The organism is Paenibacillus montanisoli (assembly GCF_003268025.1).
In the GTDB taxonomy this organism is placed as follows: domain Bacteria; phylum Bacillota; class Bacilli; order Paenibacillales; family Paenibacillaceae; genus Paenibacillus_Z; species Paenibacillus_Z montanisoli.
This window is the reverse complement of record NZ_QLUW01000002.1, coordinates 534,226-557,789: the sequence shown is the minus strand read 5'-3', so window position 1 is coordinate 557,789 and position 23,564 is coordinate 534,226. Positions and strand designations below refer to the sequence as shown.

The following is a 23,564-nucleotide window of genomic DNA, read 5'->3' as shown; positions in this document are numbered from 1 at the left end:
TGCGCTAACGGGCACGATAGCACAGGCTGCCGACATTAACGGTGGCCTGTTCAGCTAACGGAGCAGTTTAGGAGCAAATACCCTACTAAACATATCTATATTTAAGGTAAGCTAACTAAGGGTTAGCTCAACAAACTAGCTTTGAGGGGGACATGCATTCATGGCCAAATGGATTTCAACTTTTCTTCTTGTCATTTTCGGAACAGTAATTACTTTTTATGGACTAGCGATAGTTTTCAGCCCCTCTGGGGATAGCGGTCTTTTGTTAATGATTGGAATGGTTATTTCAATACAGTGTTCTTTGATAATCACATTGTTAATCAAACTTATTGATGCCTTAAAAAAGAAACGATGATTGCTCTAAAACAAATGGATACGTTAGCTTGACGTACAACGTAAATGGAGGGGAATTATGACCATCTTTATTGTTATTGTGTGCATAATTTTAGTTCTAGGTGTACTTAGAATCGATTCTATGATGATGAAACATTTAAAGAATGATAGACAAATTATTGAAAGGCTTGACATTATAATTAAGATACATAAAGATAAAAAAGATTGATTCGTTGATTGAACTAGCAGGCACAATGCTTAATTTAGAGTGACAAAAATAAGTCCTTACCAAAGAATCTTAGATTTAGGCGGATGCGATATGAATCAAAAATGGAAGTTGTATGACGGATTTTACGGCATACTTGTAGAAGTTGATGGTGATAAAGTGCTGGATGAAATAATAAAACACTTTGATGAAAACAACCCCAATAGTACTGAAAAAACATTGATTTTGGATATGTACTCTTTAGAACGTAATGCAAGTGAATTATTAAAATTTCAAAGAAGAGTTAACTATTATGGTGAATTAGGATATACGATACTACTTACATCTTAACTTGTGTTCGCATACTAACGTGAAACGATAACTAAATAATGACCAAGTTGAGGCTGCCGACATATTCGGTGGCCTGTTCCGCTAACGGGCACGATAGTTCAACGACAGAAGGAGCAGATTGCCAAGGCAACTGCTCCTTTGTTTTGTTAAGCTAACAGGCAGATTAGTTGAGCCGAGTCCCCTTAAAGGTAAGAGAAAACAAATCATCTTTTTTTTGGACACGACATAGGCTAAAATGTACTTGCTGTGTGAGGGGAGGCTCGGCGTGAGACTGCTAATTCTTTTGGTAGGTGTATTCTTACTTACTCTGTTGTGGACAAATCCTGATAGGTCCGATTTCGTAAAATGGGTGCTTAAGAAAGAAGTCACCAATTATCAAAGAAGCACTCCTTTACAGCCTGTTGATTTTCGAAGCAAAAATTATTTACTTTTCTCAATACATGAACTTTCGGTTGTAAGGCAACAGACTGACTTTATGACCGAATACAACACCTACGCGGGTGTGGGCATTATCGGAATGATTTTTCCAACTTCAATTCCTGAAGTTGATGGCAAGCAGTCCCCAGTATTTTAAGTTCGTTTCATAAGCTAACGGGCACTATCGATCAATACAACACGACAGCAGCTGGCTTAATGATCAGCTGCTGTTTTTCGTTGAAGAAAAGGGCAGTTTAGCTGAACGGTAATGTGACATCCCACTATTTTTCAAACTGATGAACGTAACTTACTTAACAAACAGAACGTCTTCGAAACATCTTGAAAATAGGGGAATGTGAAATGAAATTTCGAATGATTGTATTCTTTCTTTCTTTTGTCGTTGTTGTGACAGGCTGTCCCAGGGGTGATGAGATGAACCACCTGCAAGTGAAGTCCCACGATGAGGTTGCAAAGTTTAAACCGTATAAAGAAGTTAAAGCGAGCGTACAACTTGATGGAGAAAGTGCTATAAAGGTTGATGAGATTAGATTAAAGGCAAATAAAAATAAAGCTCCTGAAAGCTTTAAAAATGTAGAAAGTATGCAAGGTATTGTTCCTGAATCGAAACTTGATAACGCTCACTACAAATTAAAGAAGTTGATGACGTACGAAGAAAGCTTTAATCAAGGATATACTGACCAACTTATTTTCGAAATAGATGGAGACAGAATGGTCTATGTGGTACAAGTAAAATCAAACAAGGATATTAACTTTGATGGTCGATTAGTAAAGTGTCCATTAATTACAACCATATATGATGCTGAAACAGGAGAAACTATCTGTTTTATGTGGAAAGCTGAAGCCTAAGATGCACGGGTCAAAAAATTAATTCCTCAAATTTGTGAATTGCTCTTAGACTTCATTAAACTAACGGGCGCGATAGTACAATGATAAACAGGCTGCCAATCAAAATGGTGGCCTGTTCCACATTAACAGGCAAAATTTATATTGGCCAGTTGATATTCCCAGCAACAATACTTTTATTTGCATCGTTTATCTATACAGTTGCGAATTTTGGAGGGGTTAACAAAATGAAGAGAACCATAATAATCTTGCTTGCTTTATTAACGATGCTGGGAGTTGTCGGATGTTCAAACAATGAACAGATAGACGGAGCTTCAGCTATTCGAGAAGTGGCATGGAATAATCTTTCCGAAAACCAAAAGAAAACAGTGGTGGGTAATTGGAAATCTGCAAAAGTTGAAGAGGCAACTTTAAGCGAGATTACCGCCATCGCCCCAGACAATGATGAGCTACCAGAAAAGGAAGACCATTTATACAAGGTGACTTTCAATACGAAAGGGGACGCAATGTTAGGACCAATTGTCGCTTATGTCGATGGTGATACAAAAGAAGTCCTTGGTTACCGTGCAAGAGATTAATAAAAACTTCATCACCTCGTATTCATTGCCAGTAAAGAACAAGTTGAATGGAACTAACGGGAAGCGTTCGTACAAAGACACCAGGCTACCGGGAATCATTCGTAGTTGTTCAGCTAACGGGCACAATAGCTTAATACAACGGGACAGCTACTGCATGAGTAGTTGTCCCGATTTTTTTAATTCATGTATGTTCATGTCGCGAATTCAAGTATATCTAGTTCGCTTCACACCTTCGAACTCGAAACTGTCGGGTGACAAGAACATTATCCCATCAAAGCCGCGTATATCGTGGCTTTTTTATTTAAAGACATCAAGTTCTTGTCACAAGCCGATGACAAGAACTTGATGTCTTTTCCGATTTTGACAAGAACATGATGTCATTCCCGACGGAGCAGGTCTAAGCAGGCAAGTTCTTGTGCGTATTCGCGAACGAATATAGATGACGTGTCGGGTGACAAGATATTATAATAGAGCTTCAAGATATTAAGCGAAGGCGTGACGAATGTGGCAAAAGCGAAAGTACCGAAGAGACCTACCAGAGACGAATTCGTTCTGGAGGAGATAGGAAATCAGCTGGTGGAGGCTTTTCAGGAGGAATCCGTGATTCTGTTGACCGTTTGGGGAAGAGAAGAGAGCGTGCGGGGACAAATCGTAGCGATGGATTCCAGAACGGGCAAGGTCCATGTGCATACGGCAGACGGATTGGATAAGGTTCCTTTCATGGATATAATGAACATGAATTATCCAAGGGATTGAGTTGGTCTGCTCAAATGAAGTGAACGACAAGAGAGCGTGAGCTGCAGCTGCAGGAGAGCCAGCCGAGTTGCCGGAGCGCTGATAGCAAAGCCGGGCTCAACAATTGATAGTAATTATGACTCAATTGTTTGTCAGGCGTCCCGATTACTCGGGATGCCTGATCTGTTACTGAGAATGGACGGCTAGCTATCTCTTTGAGTACATGGGAGCTAATAAGCGGTAAATTCGCGCTCCACTAGCAGCAGGTGTCGGGTGCCAAGAACATTATCACATTAGCATTTTTTTTTACTTTGTATTATGCTCATTTTGTTCGCTCTACAGAATACAGAAAAAATTCCATATCTATATTCCTAAAATTCTTAGTATCTTTATCAATAATATTCATACCGTTTCGAACAGCAACTTTTTGAGAGGCTATATTTGTGTCCCTAATAATAGAACAAACCCTATTTGCATTAAGAACTGAGAAAGCGTATTCCTTGCAAGCAATTGCCGCTTCTGTTGCGTAACCTTTGTGCCAATACGCTTTTTGAAACAAAAATCCTATTTCCAAAATTTCTTTTTCTCTCCAGCCTTGCATTGTCAAGCCACATTGACCAATCATTTCGTTTGTTTCTTTTAATACAACAGCCCAAAGTCCAAAACCATACTCTTCATATCTTTTAAGATGTCTGTTAAGCCAATTTTGTGCTTCTTCTAAGTTGAATGCACTTTCATAAGCAGCACGCATTACTTCCTCATCACACAATATTCCGCACAATGCATCATAATCGGACTGCATCATTTCTCTAATTATAAGACGTTTTGTTTCTATCAAAAATCTCCCACCTTTCTATTAACTACGTCCTCCTCATTATATTCCATTTCCAATCACCTATTAAAGAACGTACGCGGGAAGAATGTAGTGCTTAAACAGGGGACTTATCTTAACCTAAGCACTAAGAAAATACTTTATTTTCTTGGTTCAAATTAAGAAATGCCTCTACCGAGGGCCCTTCGAAGATGCGCGACCGCGTTTAGAGGCGGGTTTTAGATTCGCCTTATAGTTGAAATTTTCTCGCATATTGAGATCTTAAGTATTGGCGTGCTTCTGATTATAATGAGATCAAGCGCTTCGCTAATAAATTTTTATGGAGAATACAAAATGATGTTTATAGCCGAAAATCTCAAATCTTTACGCAAGGGAAAAGAACTTACGCAGGAAGAAGTGGCGGAAATGCTTGGCGTTTCGGCTCAAAGCGTGAGTAAGTGGGAGCGCGGTGACACGTTCCCCGATATCACATTGTTGCCCGCGTTAGCTAATCTTTATAAAACCAGTATAGATGCGCTCATCGGAATGGATAAAATCAATGACCGGCAGACGAAAACCGCAATCTTCACCGTGGGGCATAATCATTTACGGGAAGGTGATATTAACGCCGCCATTACGGTTTATTCCGAAGCGCTCAAGACGTTTCCGAACGACGAGGGGATCATGTCGGATTTATCAATGGCGCTTGCCCTTGATGGCGACCCGGCCAAGCTATCTCAAGCCGTTGCATTATGTGAGCGCGTGTTATCAAGTGGCCAAAGCGAAAAGGTCCATCACACGACCCGCGCCGCGCTGTGCTTCATTTACTTGAAAGCCGGAGAAAAGGAAAGGGCAATCACTGCGGCGAGAAAGCTGCCTCATGTTCGTGAGAGTCGCGAAACTATACTCGCGGAACTTGAAAAAAAACCGACGACAAATGATATTGACTCCTATTTGAAATTTATCGCCATTGGCGAGAATGACGAGCAAGACATTAAGTAACTCGAAGAAGTCAGGTACGTTATATAACACCATTTTCGCGCTTCGGGTCATTTGGCAAGATTCATTAGGCTAACGGGTACGACTGCACAGTAACAGGCTGCCGATTGATCGGCAGCCTATTCAACTAACGGGAAGGTTAGTTAAAGAGTGGTGGTTAATTTGTGTTTAACAATCGGGTTATTATCTTGAATAAGAGTTAGTAGAGGAATCGGATACTTATGTTAAAATATAGTGAAAATAGAACGCATTGGTGTCAGAAAGGAACGGTCAAATGAAAAGAGAAGAGGTTTTAGCTGCACTTAAAGCAGGAGAATTTGATGGTATAAGTCATACGTATCAACCAACCAGTGATGGTTTTAGTAAAAATAGTTACCAAACAAAAATGAGTGTATCCTATGGGACTATTGAAGTAACGAAAATCATTACAGGCAAATCCTTTAACGGCAAGGAAAATGAACGATTTGTAGATAGGGATACTGAAGTCTTAAGTGATTATAAAGCGGTTAAATTTATAGAAAAGCGTCCGTATTACTTTTCACAAAGAAGACCAGATTTGTTTTAGACAAAGACTCGAGATGCACAAATAAAACAAAAAAGCTCGCCCAAAGGTGAGCTGTCTTGCCGATTTCTTCTTCAACTAACGGGCACGATAGTTGAGGTCAGTTGGAGGCTGGAACTATTACGAATTAAGTAAGTAGAGAAATATAAAGCTGGGCTGAGGCTCGAAGTTAGCCTTTAAGCTAACAGGCATTATAGCACAACAAAGGACAGGCTGCCGAAAATCGGCAGCCTGTTGCGCTAACTGGCAGTCATGCGCAACAAAGTATATGTTTTCTCGTCTAAACATTTAGATGAGGAGGTAATCTTATGTTTCGGGTTGTAATTGTTTTCATCTGTTTGGGTTTATTGCTAGTTGGTTGCAGAAGCTCTGATGATGAGGGACTTGAGGGGCAGATTGAAAAAGTAGAGACTAATCACTTTGTTGTGGACTGCTCAGACGAGGCAAACAAAGGTAAAAAGGGCGCTATCGATGCAGTGGGGTACGGCTGTAATGTTGAATATACACATCAAACGATTTTTCGAGATGAATCAGGAAAAGCTTTAAAAATTGACGATTTTTCATCGGGTTCAATAGTTAATGTTGTTTTTGAAAAACCTGTCAATATCAGAGAGAGTATTGCTAAGAAAAAGCCGTTTGTTGTCACTGCAAAAGAGATTGTACTGTTAACTAATGAAGATAACCATTAAGCTAACGGGCACTATAGCTCAATAAACACCTATGACTAAGCTGCTGGCACGATAGGCGGCTTTACTACGTTATGGGCAGGATAACGTAATCAAACCGCAGTTAGGATAGAACAGCTTGAAGCGCTAAGTGAAACAACCCGCGAAAGCATTTATTTATGCGTTTCACGGGTTGTTGTATCTATTAATCTTATTTCACCATTTAGTTGAGTATGTTTCTTCTACCTTGATACAAAGCTGCTATTAACGAACCTGCACAGATCATCGCGTGGACGAAAATATTGCAGGAATCTGAGGTTTTCCGATTATACCCGGTGGTATTTTCGCTGCCGGAATTATAATGTTTTTATATTCGCTGACAGCCTTATCAACACTCTGATTCAACAGACTGACAAGCTCCGGCTGGTTTGGATACGGGGAAAATGCCGATTTGGATATATCTTTTCCGGTAAGCGTTGAAAACCATGTCGCTGCCGCAAGATACTGTCCCTTTGTGTTTCCGTGATAACCGTCTCTTGTAAGCGTATCGCCAATGGAAGTCGCTCTGGCGTTCTGCCATGACTCACCGCTCGGTATGATGATCGAGATTCCGGTTTTCTTCGCGGCATCAAGATATGCTTGCTTTAATGCATTAAACATTTTATCCTGGTCATTGTCATATCTTGGGAAATCTTGATGAGTGCTGTCTTTTGCATAAGCCCATGTCTCATGAAGTGCTAATTTTGCATTTGGCTCGATCCCTTTGACATAGTCAACAAGATTTGGAAGGTATGGGAAATATGAATCCAGAATGCCACTTAATCCGCTTACCTGCTGGAATGTCACAAAGTCCCAATCATCGCTCTCCAGTGCTTCCTTGATTGAAACCTGCTTATTGGGCTTGCCAAGCTGGTGGTAATCATATGCCTTGATATCATTAGTCGCGTTCGTCCAGTGTGTCTCGAGTGAACAGCCGCCGACGTAAAGGTTCGCTATTTCAAGATTGACGCCCGCATTCTGTGCGATAAAGGGAAGGAATCTCATAGCATCATCGGAAAAGCTGTTACCAATGGCCAAAACCTTGATTGTGGATTTAGGTTTGATTTTATCGGCGACAGGGGACTCGGTTACAGAAAAGTCAGCTGAAGCCAAAACTTCATAGCCGTCATTTTTGAGTATAACAGCGGAATATTCACCTGGAGGAAGCGATTCGATTCCTCTCCATCCGTCTGTCAATTCTATAAGGTCCACTTTACCATCCGGTTGTCCGTACCAGCTGGTATAGAACCAGTAATAATATGGTGCACCATTTGAAGGCACAGCACCTTTATCAAATATACCAATCCAGTCGTTTGCCGAGGTTCCGGTATAGCTAACTTCAAGGCTGTTGCCGGCGACAATGGTATTTGCTGAAAGACTGATGGTTGCAGCTCCGGTAGAAGGCGCATCACCGGTAACGGAAAAGTCAACTTGAGCAAGAATGTCATAACCGTCATTCAAGCACAAATAAGCGGTATAATCACCAACAGCCAGATTTTCGACCTTCCCGACGGTACCGCCGGTCATTTTTGAAAAGTCCATTGCTCCGTCAGGCTGAGCATAGTCGGAGGTATACGCCCAAATCAAAGATTCTCTATCTCCGGGCAATACCCCTTTGGGATAAATACCGATCCAGTCACTATTCGATGTACCTGTGTAACTGATCGAAATGCTTCCGCCCTGCGGAATCGATTGGAAGTTTGTAGTCAGAACAGTCGATGCAAGTGCAAGTGAAGGGATGCTTCCTAGAAGCATTGTGCATAGCAATGCCACTAAAAGCGAGACTGGGATAATCTTTTTTGGCTTTTTCATTAAATCACTCCTATTAATTAGTATGCAGTTCATATCGGCAGCCTTCACAATTTGGGCTCATCGCAGATTAGTATTCATTAAGGTGCGGTCACTTGGAACGTAGTACGCTTAAGTTCCTGATAACCGTCATTGTACAGTAGTACGGCATCATACGTTCCGGGCGCTAAAGTAGAGGAATCGAAGGTTAATGTGCCGCCGTCAGCGTCTCCAATATATTGCCATTGGATCGAAGGGATGTCGGGATTGACCTCAGTTCCAGTAGGGTAAATACCGACCCAATCCTTCGGACCGTATGCATTCGTGTAAGATACGGCGATGGATTCGCCTTGAACGTAATCTGCTTTGTCCGTCGCAACCGTTGTCGTCGAGACAGGGATTTCCGGTATCGGAGCAAGCTGTGCAGTGAAAGTGGAGAGCATCGCTCTGTGATCGGAAGGCCAAGGCGTTACCACAATGTCGGAATAAGGTCCATTCTCTCCGACGACTTGGCTGTTCGTCGTAACGGACGGGCCGGCAGCATAGACGAAATCGATGCGGTCATGCACTTCGTTCGGATAAGGGTATCTGATCTCCGAAGTCCAGGTATAAGCCGGGTGAGTTACCGGATTCGAATGAATCTCCCTGTAGGAGTCACGGAATTGCAATTGCTCCAGCTTTGTCGAAACCGGCCAATTGACTGTGATGCCGAAATGGCTGCTCTTCGTAGCGTCAATCCAATCGAGATGAGAAGGTACGTTAAAGTCGCCCGTCAGAAACACGGCAATGCCGTGATGGGCCAGATCCGGCAGGTTCTCGAACCGGCTCTTCATCTCTTGCATATGTATGTTTTGCTCGTTATTCAGAACGGTTTCCAAACTAATGCCGTCTCGAATATCATAAGGCCCATAAGGATAGGCGAGAAGGTGAACGTTACTGAATGCAACAACTTTGCCTGGCTTAACTTCGATATACACATAATCGGGGTTTCCGGATTTGATGATCGGATAACGGCTCAAAATCGCTTGTCCGATGTCATAGTAGAATCCCAGTTTTTGAGCCAGAGCAGGGATGTTCGCGCCGCCTTCTTGAATGCCGATGAGATCGGCTCCGGCTGCTTGGATAACCTGTGCAGTCTTATCCAGAGTAATTTGATCTCCTCCGAGCCAGATATTGTAGGACATGATTTTCAGATTCGCTGTTTCTCCTGAGGATGGGCTGCCGAAGACTAACGGGGCTCTCAACTGTGTGAAGAGCAACAGGGCAATACCGGCAATCAGCATGATCGAAATACGTAATCGTTTGTCATTCTGCAGCAATGTTCCGAATAATGGCATGGTCAATACACCTCTCATTCAATTTTTTTTGGACACAATTAACGTTCCGACACTAATGTACTACTAAATATATGGAGATGTAAACCCTTTCATTAGTTGCTTTAGGGAGGAGAATTATGAAAATTAAAGAATCTGGCATCATCGTCTTTAGGGAGTACTATGAACAATCGGTAAATTTTTTTTGAACCAATCGGTTTAATGGAGATATTGGATTTCGACGAAACCTTTCAGGAATTTGCGAACTATGAAACTAAATATTAGTGTAACAAAACCAAAACTAGAGAGGAGATGACTATTTGGATGCGTTCGTATACACCAATGAGAACAAGAACTTGATCCCATTCCCGAATTTGACAAGAACATTAGATCACTTAAGGAGCAGCCGACAACGTGTACTGCTCATTAAACTAACGGGCAGTTTAGCGTGGTGGCCAACCAACTAAGTGGTTGCTTACTCTCAATTGTTGGAAGGTAAGTTCTATTCTTTCGCGAATTCATTAGATATGCCGAAGTTACGAATTTCGCAAAAAAATCGCGGTAGAGCATTGGAGAGCATTTTTGTTTTCTATATCTTCATAGAAAGGTGATTACGCATGAACCAAAGACCGTCAGAAGAAGAATACGCCGGGGACGCCGGCGAGTATATCCGGTTGGTGCCGGAAGGCAACATCATCGACATTCTGCTCGCCCAGGAAAAGCAAATGACCGAGCTGCTGGCATCGTTGACCGAAAGCCAGAGCGCCTATCGGTATGCGGAAGGAAAGTGGACGCTGAAAGAAGTCGTGGGCCACATCGCGGACAGTGAACGCGTCATGTCCTACCGCCTGCTCCGATTTGCAAGAGGGGATCAGACGCCTCTGCCCGGTTTCGACCAGGAATTGTTCATTCCTCCTTTCGGAAGCTGGACAACCGCGCAATTGGCCGAAGACTACCGGGCCGTACGGCAATCGACGATCACACTGCTGCGCGGGTTACCGACGGAGGCGTGGTCCCGCAAGGGCACAGCCAATAACGTAAGCTTAACGGCGCGCGCCCTCGCTTACGGCATGGCAGGACACGAGCTTCATCACATGGGGGTCATCCGAAATCGTTACTTGAGTTAGTCGTCCTTACTTTATGACACCCTTCCCGCCCCGTTCATAGACTGATATGAAGAGAGGACAAGACGGGTTGAAAAAAACAGCAGCGATTGGTTGCTGACTGGAGTTTTGTCTAAAAATGAATAGCAAATAATAATCTCATCAAGAAAAAGTCATTCAACTAACGGAGCACGATAGCTCATTGGACGATGGGGCAGTTTGCAATTGCAGCTGCTCCATCTTCATTACGCTAACGGCAGGATTTTAAATAATGTGAGCTGTTGTTGTTTGAGTTATTGACAGAATATTGCGCATATTTTATATTGAACTTAATTAATAATTACCCAAATGCGTTGAAGAGGACAAGTAGATCCGGAAACGCCGTTCAGAGAACTGCCGGTTGGTGCGAGGCAGCGCGGATATCCGAATCAAAAAATCACCTCAGAGCTGGCCCCCGAATTATAGTAGATGGGCCCGGGATTCTACCGTTACAAAGAAGCATCGTTGTTGGACGATGGCTAAGAGGGCGTTTATAATAAACGTCAATCAGGGTGGTAACGCGGAGCAACTCCGTCCCTAATGGGATGGGGTTTTTTTGCGTCTTCGTAAAATAATTATTAGATTGGAGGGTTATCGAATGAGTAAATTGATGGTTACTGAACGTTTGATATTACGGCAACTTGAATTTGATGATGCTGAAGCTTTGGGTAGGGATTGGTGCAGAAAAATCTGGAAAAACGTTGAGCAGATGAAAGGGTGATATTGCAATGCAATTCAAGTTGTATACGGATGTGCATGAGTTTTACAATGATACCTATGATGTGCTGATGCGTCATGAAGCACAAAATTTGATTTCTCTTGGCAATATCATAATTGGGCATGAAGGAAAAGACAAAACAGACTGGCGTGACCCTGTAAATTGGCTTATGGTAACTATTTCGGATGGTAAGGGCATACAACTTACCGCCATAATGACACCGCCACACAATATTACGCTTTATGCAACAGACAACATAATTAACCCAGAGGCTATAAACTGTCTGATAGAAGGGCTGAGTGACCGTGAAATTCCTGGTGTGATAACCGAAAAAACCTTGGCGGAGTTTTTTGCCAAAGAATATACCTTGCGCAAGGGAATAACCTTTAAAACAACCATGAGCCAACGTATATATGAACTTACGGCAGTAAACCCAGACATTCAAAAGGTTGGTATCGTTCGATTGCTAGATGAAAAGGATATTCACTTTTTCCCATACTGGGCTGAAGCATTTTATGCAGCGGGGAGTTATGGCAAAACAGAAATGTCCATCCCGCAAGATGCAGACCCTTACCTCTACCGAATAGCATCGAAAAAACTCTATATTTTAGAGGACAACGGGATACCCGTTTCTATGGCAGGATATACAAGGGAAATGCAGACTGCTATTGGCGTGGCATTTGTATATACCCCTCCATATGAGCGCAGGAAGGGTTACGCTACTTCAATTGTGGCGCAAATAAGCCAACTTGCATTGGATAAAGGGTTTACTAAGTGCGTCTTATATACGGACTTAGCAAATCCCACATCTAATAGCATCTATCAAAATTTAGGTTATATGCCAATTTGTGATTCGCTCCAGTTAAAATTTGAATAGTAGAATGATGCGGACAGATCTTCTACTACCTTAGAAAATAAGAGCATAATATACAGTAAAGATACGGCGGCGCATTATGGTGATTACCGCCGTTTTTTCGTGAACCGAAACAGTAAAACAGGTGCAATATTGTTGGCGTATTGTTTGCATTTAACTATATGGGCCCTAATTTCAGCTATTTGTTAAATGTAGTCTTTAGTATAATCGGATGTTTGCCGTTATATATTTCCCTCAGAAAAACGGAACAAAAAAATTGGATATTACTGCTTTTAATTAATTTTCTTGCAATAAACTGTTTGTTAATCGCCCTGCCAGTGGTTATAGCTGTACTGTCAGTAACTTTTTACCTTTTCAGCTAATGGGAACGATAGCTAAAAAAACGAGGGCAACGGAGGAAACACGATGGAAGATTACATGCAAACGCGTTTTGTGAAGGATCATTTCGGTGGCCGTGCTCAAAATTTTGTACCCCTAGCATCTGGTGATTGGTCAAAAGCCTATTCCTTCACGCTCGACGGGCTTGAAATGGTTATTCGTTTCGGGGCTTATCTGGACGACTTCGAGAAGGATCGTGCGATGGGGGCGTTTTCCATGGCCACGATGCCGATTCCAAAAGTTATAGAGGTTGGTGAGACGGAGAACGGATTCTTCGCCATATCAGAACGAGTTCAAGGAGAAAAGCATCTCGATGAGCTTGACGAATCTGAACTGCGGATTGTCCTTCCACAATTGTTCGATGCGCTCTATGAGCTTCAGAAGCTAGATCTCTCTAGCACTCAGGAAGTGGGACTTTGGCGTCCGGAAGGAACAGGTCCTAGCTGGGGAGCAGAGCTATTATCGGTGGCTGGGCCCAGAGAGAGGCTTGCTGGCTGGCGCGAACGGTTAAACACTTCGCCACGGGAGGCAAGTATTTTCGATGCCGGCGTATTAAAGCTTAGTAAACTCGCACCGCAGCTTCCGGAGTGCCGAGGCATCGTTCATAGCGATCTCTTGAACCGAAACGTGTTAGTGGATAATAGGAAGTTAACCGGGGTGTTCGATTGGGGAAACGCGTTCTATGGCGATCCTCTCTACGACCATGCTTGGTTTCTGTATTGGTGGCCTTGGTTTCCGCAATGGCAGGGAACTGACTTGCATGAAATACTGGACCGCCACTGGGAAAAGCGCGGGGGCCAGCCTGAACAGATGAAGGATCGCCTACTCTGCTATCTCATCCACATTGGGCTTGACCATATCGCCTACAGCGCTTTTAGGGATCGTAGAGAAGATATGAGACGAAATGCCGATCAATTGTTGACTTACATCTAACTGGCTGATTTCCTATTGGGGACTGTCAAGAGGTGCACAAGGATAGAAACGACGATTAAAAATACGTATACTGAGCCCCTAGTACGGCGCGGATTTCCAGTTCTCCTGGTTGGATGGGAGTCGGAACGGTTGCGCCTTCTGTAAGTAGCGAGGCTTGAAATGGTGTCGGCGGCTCAATGACCCTTGTTTTCTCTGTTACATTTAAAGGGGTTCTAATCAACGTTACCCCTAACGTTCTTGCAATGGTGTTGGCTTTGCTTTCGGCATTTTGAATGGCATTCGACAGAGCTTGGTTATAGTAAATTTCATGATTTGATATTGTGAATTGTATGCTTGAGACGAAGTTGGCTCCGCTTTTAACTGCCGTATCGACAACAAGTCCCGTCTGATCAACTCTATCAATCGTGATCTGAAGCAGATGTGTCACCTTGTACCCTCTAAAAATTTGAGTACCATCCTCATAGTTATATTGTATTTCGATTCTGTAAGTGACCGTCTGAATTTGTTCTCTCGGAATGTTTAAGCTTAACAGAGCGTTAGTTACACTTGTTACAGCAGTGGCATTTTCACTTTGGGCTATGGCGAGGCTCGGGCTTTCCGTTATTGCGCCTAAAACAATAATGGCCCTGTTCGGAACCGCTGAAACCTTTCCCTCCCCCGTGACTTCAATTAATGGCCGGTTATTGTGCGAGAAGGGAGCAGCCGTCATAGCAGGCGAAGTTTTCAACGGATGAGAATAATACATAGGAGCATCAACCTTTCCCGTTCATTTTAAATATAAGTATTTATGACCTGTCGTGATGATTCCAACCCTTTTGAAGTTTCGTTGCGTGATTCAGCAAACGGGATGCGATAGATCATCGAAACCAGGCTTGCCGAAAAAGAGATTGGGGGATATGGATGGAAATTGTAATTCCTGGGCAGAAGAGAGTTGTAATCAATCATCTCGTTTTGGATTTTAATGGAACGATTGCATTGGATGGCGTGGTTTTGCCTGATGTTATGGAAAAACTTATTAAATTAAATAAGTTACTTAAGATTCATGTATTAACTGCGGACAGTAACGGTAGTGCCGCCAGAGAATGTATGGGATTGCCCGTAGAGCTGAACGTGATCGGAAAGGAAAACCAACGTGAAGAGAAGAGTGCCTTTGTCCGTAAGATTGGACCTGGTGTTGCTGCTTTGGGCAATGGGGTAAATGATGAGTTAATGTTTCGTGAATCCGATCTTTCAATTGCCATAATCGGCAAAGAGGGATGTGCAACGGTAACATTAATAGCTAGTACAATAGTCGTAAGAGAAGTAACTGATGGATTGGATTTATTATTAATGCACCATCGGCTTATTCCAACGCTCAGAAAATAATTAGCAGTAGTTTTTTAGTACAATGTCAGCAGGCTTCTTTCTGTTATGATAATATTACTTGATAATGGTATTACAGCGAAGGAGAAGAAAAATGAAGCTTGGTGCGTTTTCTGTAAGTTTAAGCGTAAAGGACATACATATATCAAAATCTTTTTACGAAAACCTTGGGTTTCAAGTTTTCGGTGGTGACATTACGCAAGGATGGCTTATTCTTAAAAATGAAAATTGTGTTATTGGGCTTTTCCAGGGAATGTTCGAAAAAAACATGCTGACCTTTAATCCCGGGTGGAATGAAAATGCTGAAAATCTCGATTCATTTACGGATATTCGAGATATTCAAAAACAGCTTATAGCAAACGGAATTAAAATGCTGACCAAAGCGAATGAAGGAACTGAAGGACCAGCGCATTTTATTATTGAAGATCCGGACGGGAATCAAATTCTTCTCGATCAACATCGGTAAATATTCGATCCCCGGTTTCCTGCAAAGAAAAACACGAAATAGAAAAAAACGTCAAAGGCGGCATAAACCGCCTTTGACGTTTTTCATGTAGACCGAAATTGTTCCGCCTTCGCCTTCATGGCGGCGATGACGATGCGCTTATGGCGGATGGCCAGCATGAGCACCTGCATCTGCTGCTTGCGGGAAAGCTGCTTGAACTGGGGGTCCGCTTTCAAGTAGCCGCGCACGATCGCCCAGCTGGCCGGCGTCAGCCGCTTGAGAGCGGCGGAGCCGCGCAGAACCGCGGGCGGCGTCCTGCGGGTAAACCGGTCCAGCAGCGCCTGCAGTCCGGCGCCGAGCTTGGTTTCGTCGACGATGCAAGGCGCCGTCGATTTCCTTGTATGATTGCGCAAATATTCATAGCGGTCGTTGCCAAGCAGGATCCGGTATTGGCCATTTTTACGCTCCTTGCGCACGATCATCAAATGCAGACCGTCCCACATATGACCGCGCAACAAGCGAAGGCGGTCAGTCATGGCGGCCGGCAAGCCAGGCTTGATTTTGCTGAGCGGGATATACCGAACGGTGAAACGCATTGCAATCCCTCCCTTATTTGGAGGATATGGGGGCCAGTCATTGTCCTAGTCCTTGACAGGCCGCTCTTTGCCGCTGCGGGACAGCTCCGAGAGCGCATCCCACTGCTCATCCGTCACGTCGGCCAGGCTGTTGAACTGGCCGGCGCCCTGCAGCCATTCGCCGCCGTCGATCGTGACCACTTCGCCGTTAATGTAGCCAGCGTAGTCGGAAATCAAATAAGCGGCGAGATGGGCGAGTTCTGCCGGGTCGCCGACACGTCCCAGCGGAATGCGGCCAGTCAGCCGCTGTTCGATGTCCGGCGTCGGCATCAAGCGCGACCAGGCACCCTCGGTGGGGAATGGGCCCGGTGCGATGGCAACCTGCCGAATGCCGTGAGGCCCCCACTCGGCGGCAAGCGAGCGTGTGAGGGCAAGTACGCCGGCCTTCGCCGCGGCTGACGGGACTACGAAGCCCGAACCGCTGGCGGAGGAGGCGTATGTAGTTACGATATTCAGCATCGTGCCGCCGCGTCCCTGCGCGATCCACCGTTTGCCGAGCTCAAGCGTCATGTAGAACGTACCGTGCAGCACGATGCCGAGCACCGCATCGACGGCCCGGTGGGATAGACGCTCGGTCGGACTGATGAAATTGCCGGCCGCATTGTTAACGAGCACGTCAATATGCCCGAAATGCTCTTCCACGGCATCCATAAGCGCTTGGACGGCCGAGGCATCGCGAACATCGCAGGCTTTATAGAATACCGGAGGCGCACCGGAAGCGCTCATGTCCGCGCTTGCCTGGCGCAGCGCCTCTTCGCGGCGGCCCGCAATCGCGAGCTTGGCGCCAAGCGCGAGAAAGCATTCCCCCATGGCACGGCCAAGGCCGGTTGCCCCGCCCGTAATGAGCACGATTTTACCTTTCAGCAAATCAGGTGCAAAAGGTCCCATAAGCCGATTCTCCTTTACGCGGCAATATGGTTATAGGTATGTACGCGGGGGAATGCGCATGCATATGCAGTTCCGTTCAGCTGTTATATAGCGATCTTACTCAGCTCCGGATAATCGTCAAAATAGCCGGCGTGCTTCAGCTCAAGCAGCGCCTTGCGGATGGTCGTTTCATTCTCGTCAGATTGATCGGAGAGGGCGAGCAGCTCCTTGACCGTGATGTTAGGATGCTCCTTGCAGTAGGTAAGCAGCCCTTTAGCCGCCCAGGACAGGCGATCATCTTGAAATTCGCCGACCAGGTGTCGGAACACTTTATGGGAAATCAGCTTCTGCTCGGTCAGATCCTGCATCGCCTTGATGGCCTGCTTGATCGTCATCCGTCCTTTGCGGGCTAATTCGTGCACGTTGACCGCCAAGGCATCCGAAGAGAAGGAGCTGAGTACGAAATAGATCATTTGTGCGTAAATATCCAGGTTCGGCGTCGCAAAAATTTCGCTCGAAACCGTGAAGCTGCGCCCCGGGGACTGTTGAGTTTGTTGAGTTTGCTGAGTTTGCTGCGTATCATTCGACATGGTGAGTCGGCCTCCATTCCTAATTTTGGGCATACCTATAGAATACGGGGCGGAGAAAGAGATTCAGGGATAAATGAAAAGTTTCTAACCTTGCTTGCCGATGCAGGCCCGCGCAGCGTTATGTGCCATGCGATGCAGCGCGTTGCCCGCCTTGCGGTGATGCATGTAACGGATGGCGACGTCAAAGTGAGGGTAAGCGAGCTTCAGCCGTTCAAGCAGGATATGGATTTCATTACACGCATTAGCGTAAGATGAATCGGCAAAATCACATTTAGCGAGCAAGCGCGAGGCACTGCGGCAATCCGTAAAGATAACGGCGCAGCGTGGGGCGGGGCTCAGCTGCAAGCGGCCATTCGCAAGCTCGTTCGCAAGCAGCTCGAGGCTGAAGCGGATCGCCAGCAGTTCACCGTAATCGGAGCCGAGGCTGTAGTCATGCTCGAGCCTGTTGGCGTGCACGCGAACCGACCGGTTGAAGACAACCGCGCAGGCGACACCGTGGAGATGCTGCTCGGATCCGGAGTAGTCGCAGTAGAGCGACATCATGCCGGAGTGGACCAAGCTGGCTCGGACCGCCGGCGTTGCGTAGGCTTGTTTAGTTAAAGCATCTATTGTGGTATCTATGGGGCGCATGCGGCAACCTCTCCTTTCTGTCACTAGCGTTGACAAGAAGAGGCCGGTTCAAAAGCAAGAATCGCTTTCGAACCGGCCTGCCTGTTTGATTGCTAGTCTCCTTCGGAGTTTAGAATGTCGGCATAAAACTGCTTTGACGTCACAAATAGACCTTTGAGCGCGGCATTCAACTGCTTCTTGTTGCGGGAGGCGAGCGCGGACAGGATGGCGGACCGCTGCTTGACGCTGTTTTCCTTGGCGCCCGGCACGCTAAGCAGCTTGAGGCTCGTTTCCCTTCGCAGATGAATCATCATCTGCATCAGCTTATGATAGATCCGATTATCGCAGCGCTCACCGATCCGGAGGTCGAAATCATCGAGAAGCTGAAGAAAAGCTTCCGCATCCAGTTGAACGGAAGCGGTCATATGGGCAAGCTTCCGCTCGAGAGCGGCTAGATCCTCGTCGGAAAGCTGTCCGGCGGCGGAGAGGTACACCTCGGTCTCGATCAACTGCCGGGCGGCATATACTTCGTCGAGGTTATGCTTCTCCCGATGGAACATCCACGCGATCGTATCGGGCGGAATCGGCTCTTCCTGCAGGTTAACGAAGCTGCCTTCGCCCGCCTTTATCGTGATAAGGCCGATAAGCGCGAGGGCGCGAAGCGCTTCGCGAACGCGTCCGCGCGTGACGCCGAAGCGCTCGGCTAGCTCGCGTTCGTTCGGCAGCTGCTCGCCGGGCTGCAAATGGCCATTAGTAATCAGCTGGGCGATCTGCTCCATGATTTGCTCCGTGACGGTAAGGCGTTTGACAGGCTCGATCTGTATCATGCGCGAAACTCCTATTCTAAGGGCCTGAGGCCGGATGAAAGATGGTATTGCTGGAGAAATGCCGTTCATGGTAATCTGGTTTTGTGGTACTACCAGAGAACCGAAAAGCGCAACCAAATCGTACCATGAATCAGGCGGCGAGTAAAGAAACAGGCAGTAGATTGCGCCGCAATAGTGGTACTACCAGGATACCAAATCAAACCGGGTAAAAGGGGATGCCGAAGTGACGACGATTCTAAGGGGCATTACGTGGAACCATACCAGAGGCTACTTGCCTAAGGTCGCGACCGCGCAGCGATTTATGGAAACGCATCCAGGCGTAGAGATTGTGTGGGAGAAGAGGTCGCTGCAGGCGTTCGCCGACGAGCCGATCGAGCGGCTGGCGGAGCTGTACGACCTGCTCATTATCGATCATCCCTGGGCGGGGTTTGCGGCGGACAAAGGGATACTTGTTCCGCTGGAGCGGCATGTGACGGACGCCTTCCTGGCTGATCAGGCGCTTCATTCGGTCGGCCTCTCGCACGAGAGCTACCGCTTCGCGGGCATTCAGACGGCTTTCGCCGTCGATGCGGCGACGCCGGTTGCCTCTTATCGGGCGGATTTGCTTGCCGAAGCAGGGGAACAAGTGCCTGCGACATGGGATGAACTTCTCGCCTTGGCGAAGCGAGGGAAGGTCGCGTTCGCCGGCATTCCGGTCGATACGCTGATGAATTTCTACATGCTGTGCGTGACGCAAGGAGAAGAGCCGTTCAAAGACGGAGGGCAGGTGGTCAGCGAGCAGGTGGGCACGCAGTCGCTGGAGCTGCTGCGCGAGTTAACGACCCTGTGTCCCGAGGAGATGCTGAACTGGAACCCGATCCGTGTGTATGAGGCGATGTCTGCCGGCAAGACGATTGCGTATTGCCCGTTCGCCTATGGATATTCCAACTATGCGCGCCAAGGTTATGCGCCGAATGTGCTGCATTTTGCCGATCTCGTTTCGCTTGGCTCGCACGGTCCGCTGCGCTCGACGCTCGGAGGGACGGGGATCGCCGTATCGGCCAAAAGCAAACATGCCGCCCTTGCCGTCCAATACGCCGTTTACATGGCTAGTCCGGAAGTACAGCGCACGGTGTTCGCGGAAGCGGGCGGACAGCCGGGTCATCGGTCGGCGTGGGAGGATGAGGCGTTGAACCGGCGGACGAACGGGTATTTTCAGGCGACGCTGCCGGCGCTGGACCGCGCTTATCTGCGGCCGCGCTATTGCGGTTATTTGGATTTTCAGGATCGTGCGGGCGATGTCGTACGGGATTATGTCATTTCTGGCGGCTCGCCGAAGCAAGTGCTGGAGCAGCTTGACAGGCTGTACCTCACGTCGAGAACGGAGGCGGCGAGATGAAGCCATTAGAAGGACTGCTGGTGCTCGACTTCAGCCAGTTTCTGGCCGGTCCGTCGGCTGCGCTGCGGCTTGGCGATCTGGGCGCTCGGGTTATCAAGGTCGAACGGCCCGGATCGGGGGAGTTGAACAGGCAGCTGTCGATCAAGAACCGGATGGTGGACGGCGACAGCATGCTTTTTCATACGATTAACCGGGGCAAGGAGAGCTATGCAGCCAATTTGAAGGACAGCGAAGACCTCGAAAGCGTGAAGAGGCTCATCAAGCAAGCGGATGTGCTGATCGAGAACTTCCGTCCGGGCACGATGGAGAAGCTGGGGCTGGGCTATGAAGCGGTCAAGGAACTGAACGACAGCATCGTCTATGCCTCGGTTACCGGCTATGGCGGAAACGGACCGTGGAAGGATAAACCGGGCCAGGACCTGTTGATCCAATCCTTGTCGGGGCTTGCGTGGCTGAACGGCAATGCGGAGCAGCCGCCTGTGCCGTTCGGGCTTGCGGTCGCGGATATGTTCGCCGGCGCCCATCTGGCGCAGGGGATCCTCGCGTGCCTCGTAAGGCGCGGCCGGTTCGGGCAGGGCGGACGGGTGGAGGTCAGCCTGCTTGAATCCGCGCTGGACCTCCAGTTTGAAGTGCTGACGACGCATCTGAACGACGGCGGCGAATTGCCGCAGCGCAGTGCCGTGAACAATGCGCATGCTTATCTCGGGGCGCCGTACGGCATCTATGAAACGGCTGGCGGTGGATATATCGCGCTGGCGATGGGTTCCGTCATCCGGCTAGGGGAGCTTCTTGAATGCGAGGCGCTGGCAGCGTACCAGGATCCGAAGTCGTGGTTTACGGATCGAGATGACATTAAGCGCATACTCGTCAGCCATATGCGGACGCGCACCACGGCCGAATGGCTCGCGGCGCTGGAGCCGGCCGATTATTGGTGCGCCGACGTGCTGACATGGGAGCGGCTGTTTGCCCACGAAGGATTCCAGACGCTCGGCATGGTGCAGCAGATCGGGCGGCCGGACGGCACCGGCCGGCTGCGGACGACGCGCTGCCCGATCAGGATCAATGGCGAGCGGCTGTTCGACGATCGGGCGGCGCCGAAGGTCGGCGAGCATAACGCGGCCCTCGAGCAGCAGTTTCAGCTTCGGAACGCAATACCGGAGCAAGGGCCAAACGGAGGCGACGGCAACCGTGATGGAGCGTAGCAACGAAGAGAACCAATCGCTGCCGCTAGCCGGCTTGCTGGTGCTCGATTTCGGTCAATTTCTCTCCGCTCCCTCCGCCGCGCTGAGACTGGCCGATCTAGGCGCCCGCGTCATTAAGGTGGAACGGGCGGGCAGCGGCGACATCTGCCGCAGACTGTACATTTCCAACATGGAGCTCGACGGGGACAGCACGCTGTTTCATGCGATCAACCGCAATAAGGAGAGCTTTGCGGCCGATTTGCGCAATCCGGCGGATGCCGAAGAGGTGTTGGCGCTCATCCGGCAGGCCGACGTGCTCATTCAAAATTTCCGCCCAGGCGTCATGGAACGGCTCGGCTTTCATTACGAAGCGGTGCGGGCCGTCAATCCGGCTATCGTGTACGGCGAAATTACCGGCTACGGGCAAGACGGACCGTGGGCAGGCAAGCCGGGCCAAGACCTGCTCGTGCAATCCATGTCAGGCCTGACGGGCTGTCGGGAAGACAGCGATCTTGAAAGCGGCAGTCCGCCAATGCCGCTCGGGCTGGCCGTAACCGATATGATCGCGGGCGCGCATCTGGTTCAGGGGATCTTAAGCTGCCTCGTACGCAGAGCCGTGACCGGGCGCGGAGCGCATGTTGCGGTCAGCCTGCTGGAATCGGCGCTTGATTTGCAGGCGGATTCGATTACCGCTGAGCTAACGGCTTCTGCCCATCCGCGGCAGCCGATGCAAGCCATCTACAGCGCTAAGGACGGATACGTAGCTGCAGCGGCGGACGATGCGAAGCGCGCCGCGGCGGACACCTCCGCCATCCAAGCCGAGACCATGACCTCGGATGAGCTGGTCACGGCGCTGGAGCACGCGGGTTACGATTGCGCCAAGGTGCTCAACTGGCGGCAGCTGCGGGAAGAGGCGCATTTTCAACAGCTGGACATGGTGCAGCAGGTGACAAGGACAGGCGGTTCGCCGATGAAGACGACCTGCTGCCCGATTCGCATCGACGGCGGGCGGCTCCGTTCTGCGAAGGGCTCGCCGAGGATCGGCGCGGACACAGAGGCGATTCGGCGGGAGATGATCAACGCACACACCACCCCTATAGAGGAGGATACTGCCCAATGAGCAGGAAAATCGACGCGCATCAGCATTTTTGGAATTTGGAAAAGGCGGCTTATCCATGGCTCGATCCGATGTTCGGAAGCATTTGCCGCACCATCGAGGCGCCGGAGCTCGAACCGCTGCTGCAGGCGGCGGGAATCGACCAAACCGTCATCGTGCAGGCGATGAACAGCTACGAGGATACGGATTATATGCTGCAGGTCGCCGAGGAGCGCGACTGGGTCGGCGCAGTCGTGGGGTGGGTGCCGCTAAACATGCCGGACATCGCGGACAAGAAGCTGCGGCACTATGCGCAGAACCGCTATTTTAAAGGCGTCCGCCATCTCATTCACGAGGAGAAGGACCCCGATTATATCGTGCGCCCATCCGTCATTGAAGGGTTGCGCGTACTGGCATCCTACGACCTGACGTTCGATTTGGTCGCTGTCTTCCCGAATCATCTCAAGCATGCGCCGCTGCTAGCCAAGGAGGTGCCAAACCTGAGGATCGTCATCGATCACTTGGCGAAGCCGCCGATCCGGGAGAAGGCGATGGGCGAGTGGGCGGAGCAGCTCGCGCGCGCGGCGCAGTACGAGAACGTATACGCCAAAGTGTCCGGTCTCAATACGGCGGCGGATGCGGATACATGGACGGCCGAAGACCTGCGGCCGTATATCGACTATGCGGTCGAGCAGTTCGGCGCAGACCGGCTCATGTTCGGCAGCGACTGGCCCGTCGCGAATTTGGCCGGCGATTACGCCAAGGTGTGGGCGGAGACGAACCGCGCGCTTGCCGCCTATTCCGATGAGCAGCGCGATGCGATTCTCGGCGGCACTGCCGCTAGATTTTACAAGATGCCATAGGAGGGA

General features: G+C 48.3%; 28 protein-coding genes and 1 other annotated feature. Of the genes, 19 read left to right on the top strand and 9 right to left on the bottom strand.

The window, feature by feature from the left end; genetic code table 11:
- The first annotated feature begins 160 nt into the window (after positions 1-160).
- The 6 genes from DL346_RS11815 to DL346_RS11790 all read left to right on the top strand — a co-directional run bounded on the left by DL346_RS11815 (position 161) and on the right by DL346_RS11790 (position 3,504).
- Positions 161-355: a hypothetical protein gene (locus DL346_RS11815; protein WP_112882326.1), complete on the top strand. Its 195-nt coding sequence runs from the start codon at positions 161-163 to the stop codon at positions 353-355.
- Positions 356-652: 297 nt separating this feature from the next.
- Positions 653-889 carry a hypothetical protein gene (locus DL346_RS11810; protein ID WP_112882325.1) on the top strand — a complete coding sequence of 79 codons (237 nt, stop codon included), beginning with the start codon at positions 653-655 and terminating at the stop codon, positions 887-889.
- Positions 890-1,154: 265 nt separating this feature from the next.
- Positions 1,155-1,463, top strand: coding sequence for a hypothetical protein (locus DL346_RS11805; RefSeq protein ID WP_112882324.1), 309 nt, complete (start codon positions 1,155-1,157; stop codon positions 1,461-1,463).
- A gap of 203 nt (positions 1,464-1,666) precedes the next feature.
- Positions 1,667-2,173, top strand: coding sequence for a hypothetical protein (locus tag DL346_RS11800; protein WP_112882323.1), 507 nt, complete (start codon positions 1,667-1,669; stop codon positions 2,171-2,173).
- A gap of 80 nt (positions 2,174-2,253) precedes the next feature.
- Positions 2,254-2,748: a hypothetical protein gene (locus DL346_RS11795; protein ID WP_133257525.1), complete on the top strand. Its 495-nt coding sequence runs from the start codon at positions 2,254-2,256 to the stop codon at positions 2,746-2,748.
- A gap of 504 nt (positions 2,749-3,252) precedes the next feature.
- Positions 3,253-3,504 (top strand): YolD-like family protein, encoded by a 252-nt coding sequence (locus DL346_RS11790; RefSeq protein ID WP_112882321.1) that lies wholly within the window; start codon positions 3,253-3,255, stop codon positions 3,502-3,504.
- 301 nt (positions 3,505-3,805) lie between these two features.
- On the opposite strand, the gene DL346_RS11785 is transcribed toward DL346_RS11790, so the two are convergent.
- Entirely contained in the window at positions 3,806-4,321 is a 516-nt protein-coding gene (locus DL346_RS11785; protein ID WP_112882320.1) for a GNAT family N-acetyltransferase, read from the bottom strand.
- Positions 4,322-4,648: 327 nt separating this feature from the next.
- On the opposite strand from DL346_RS11785, the gene DL346_RS11780 reads away from it, so the two are divergent.
- From DL346_RS11780 to DL346_RS11770, 3 genes are all read left to right on the top strand, one after another.
- A complete protein-coding gene (locus DL346_RS11780) occupies positions 4,649-5,296 on the top strand; it encodes a helix-turn-helix domain-containing protein (protein ID WP_165822489.1) in 648 nt (215 codons plus the stop codon).
- Between the two features lie 271 nt (positions 5,297-5,567).
- Positions 5,568-5,858: a hypothetical protein gene (locus DL346_RS11775; protein ID WP_112882318.1), complete on the top strand. Its 291-nt coding sequence runs from the start codon at positions 5,568-5,570 to the stop codon at positions 5,856-5,858.
- Between the two features lie 305 nt (positions 5,859-6,163).
- Positions 6,164-6,544 (top strand): hypothetical protein, encoded by a 381-nt coding sequence (locus tag DL346_RS11770; protein ID WP_112882317.1) that lies wholly within the window; start codon positions 6,164-6,166, stop codon positions 6,542-6,544.
- 258 nt (positions 6,545-6,802) lie between these two features.
- Here the strand turns inward: DL346_RS11770 and DL346_RS11765 are convergent, their stop codons facing one another.
- Both DL346_RS11765 and DL346_RS11760 read right to left on the bottom strand, forming a co-directional pair.
- Positions 6,803-8,371, bottom strand: coding sequence for a DUF4886 domain-containing protein (locus tag DL346_RS11765; RefSeq protein ID WP_165822488.1), 1,569 nt, complete (start codon positions 8,369-8,371; stop codon positions 6,803-6,805).
- 77 nt (positions 8,372-8,448) lie between these two features.
- Positions 8,449-9,684 carry an endonuclease/exonuclease/phosphatase family protein gene (locus tag DL346_RS11760; RefSeq protein WP_165822487.1) on the bottom strand — a complete coding sequence of 412 codons (1,236 nt, stop codon included), beginning with the start codon at positions 9,682-9,684 and terminating at the stop codon, positions 8,449-8,451.
- Between the two features lie 593 nt (positions 9,685-10,277).
- On the opposite strand from DL346_RS11760, the gene DL346_RS11755 reads away from it, so the two are divergent.
- The 4 genes from DL346_RS11755 to DL346_RS11745 all read left to right on the top strand — a co-directional run bounded on the left by DL346_RS11755 (position 10,278) and on the right by DL346_RS11745 (position 13,705).
- Complete coding sequence (locus DL346_RS11755) at positions 10,278-10,787, top strand: DinB family protein (protein ID WP_112882314.1); 510 nt, start codon at positions 10,278-10,280, stop codon at positions 10,785-10,787.
- 320 nt (positions 10,788-11,107) lie between these two features.
- Positions 11,108-11,344 (top strand) — a binding site (T-box leader).
- A gap of 56 nt (positions 11,345-11,400) precedes the next feature.
- Positions 11,401-11,523 (top strand): hypothetical protein, encoded by a 123-nt coding sequence (locus DL346_RS29745; protein ID WP_276311542.1) that lies wholly within the window; start codon positions 11,401-11,403, stop codon positions 11,521-11,523.
- Between the two features lie 7 nt (positions 11,524-11,530).
- Positions 11,531-12,397 carry a GNAT family N-acetyltransferase gene (locus DL346_RS11750; protein WP_112882313.1) on the top strand — a complete coding sequence of 289 codons (867 nt, stop codon included), beginning with the start codon at positions 11,531-11,533 and terminating at the stop codon, positions 12,395-12,397.
- Positions 12,398-12,799: 402 nt separating this feature from the next.
- The gene (locus DL346_RS11745; RefSeq protein ID WP_112882312.1) at positions 12,800-13,705 is read left to right on the top strand and encodes a phosphotransferase family protein; all 906 of its coding nucleotides are present in this window, start codon (positions 12,800-12,802) and stop codon (positions 13,703-13,705) included.
- A gap of 55 nt (positions 13,706-13,760) precedes the next feature.
- Here the strand turns inward: DL346_RS11745 and DL346_RS11740 are convergent, their stop codons facing one another.
- Positions 13,761-14,450, bottom strand: coding sequence for an SIMPL domain-containing protein (locus tag DL346_RS11740; RefSeq protein WP_240633136.1), 690 nt, complete (start codon positions 14,448-14,450; stop codon positions 13,761-13,763).
- A 155-nt stretch (positions 14,451-14,605) separates the two neighbouring features.
- Between DL346_RS11740 and DL346_RS11735 the strand changes: the two genes are divergently transcribed.
- A complete protein-coding gene (locus DL346_RS11735) occupies positions 14,606-15,070 on the top strand; it encodes an HAD family hydrolase (protein WP_112882311.1) in 465 nt (154 codons plus the stop codon).
- 91 nt (positions 15,071-15,161) lie between these two features.
- Positions 15,162-15,533, top strand: coding sequence for a VOC family protein (locus DL346_RS11730; RefSeq protein WP_112882310.1), 372 nt, complete (start codon positions 15,162-15,164; stop codon positions 15,531-15,533).
- An 83-nt stretch (positions 15,534-15,616) separates the two neighbouring features.
- Here the strand turns inward: DL346_RS11730 and DL346_RS11725 are convergent, their stop codons facing one another.
- The 5 genes from DL346_RS11725 to DL346_RS11705 form a co-directional block, all read right to left on the bottom strand.
- Positions 15,617-16,108 carry a hypothetical protein gene (locus tag DL346_RS11725; RefSeq protein ID WP_112882309.1) on the bottom strand — a complete coding sequence of 164 codons (492 nt, stop codon included), beginning with the start codon at positions 16,106-16,108 and terminating at the stop codon, positions 15,617-15,619.
- Between the two features lie 45 nt (positions 16,109-16,153).
- Positions 16,154-17,035, bottom strand: coding sequence for an SDR family oxidoreductase (locus DL346_RS11720; RefSeq protein WP_112882308.1), 882 nt, complete (start codon positions 17,033-17,035; stop codon positions 16,154-16,156).
- An 83-nt stretch (positions 17,036-17,118) separates the two neighbouring features.
- Complete coding sequence (locus DL346_RS11715; protein ID WP_112882307.1) at positions 17,119-17,604, bottom strand: hypothetical protein; 486 nt, start codon at positions 17,602-17,604, stop codon at positions 17,119-17,121.
- Between the two features lie 84 nt (positions 17,605-17,688).
- Entirely contained in the window at positions 17,689-18,234 is a 546-nt protein-coding gene (locus DL346_RS11710) for a hypothetical protein (protein WP_112882306.1), read from the bottom strand.
- A 92-nt stretch (positions 18,235-18,326) separates the two neighbouring features.
- Complete coding sequence (locus tag DL346_RS11705; RefSeq protein WP_112882305.1) at positions 18,327-19,040, bottom strand: FadR/GntR family transcriptional regulator; 714 nt, start codon at positions 19,038-19,040, stop codon at positions 18,327-18,329.
- A 223-nt stretch (positions 19,041-19,263) separates the two neighbouring features.
- Here DL346_RS11705 and DL346_RS11700 point away from each other — a divergent pair, with 223 nt between their 5' ends.
- From DL346_RS11700 to DL346_RS11685, 4 genes are read left to right on the top strand one after another with little or no spacing between them, the layout of a single operon-like run.
- Positions 19,264-20,418 carry an ABC transporter substrate-binding protein gene (locus DL346_RS11700; protein WP_206098507.1) on the top strand — a complete coding sequence of 385 codons (1,155 nt, stop codon included), beginning with the start codon at positions 19,264-19,266 and terminating at the stop codon, positions 20,416-20,418.
- Positions 20,415-21,620 carry a CaiB/BaiF CoA transferase family protein gene (locus DL346_RS11695; RefSeq protein WP_112882304.1) on the top strand — a complete coding sequence of 402 codons (1,206 nt, stop codon included), beginning with the start codon at positions 20,415-20,417 and terminating at the stop codon, positions 21,618-21,620. The genes DL346_RS11700 and DL346_RS11695 overlap by 4 nt, the downstream gene beginning before the upstream one ends.
- The gene (locus DL346_RS11690; protein ID WP_112882303.1) at positions 21,610-22,719 is read left to right on the top strand and encodes a CaiB/BaiF CoA transferase family protein; all 1,110 of its coding nucleotides are present in this window, start codon (positions 21,610-21,612) and stop codon (positions 22,717-22,719) included. Before DL346_RS11695 ends, DL346_RS11690 begins: the two co-directional genes overlap by 11 nt.
- Positions 22,716-23,558 carry an amidohydrolase family protein gene (locus DL346_RS11685; protein WP_112882302.1) on the top strand — a complete coding sequence of 281 codons (843 nt, stop codon included), beginning with the start codon at positions 22,716-22,718 and terminating at the stop codon, positions 23,556-23,558. The genes DL346_RS11690 and DL346_RS11685 overlap by 4 nt, the downstream gene beginning before the upstream one ends.
- The last annotated feature ends 6 nt before the right edge of the window (positions 23,559-23,564 follow it).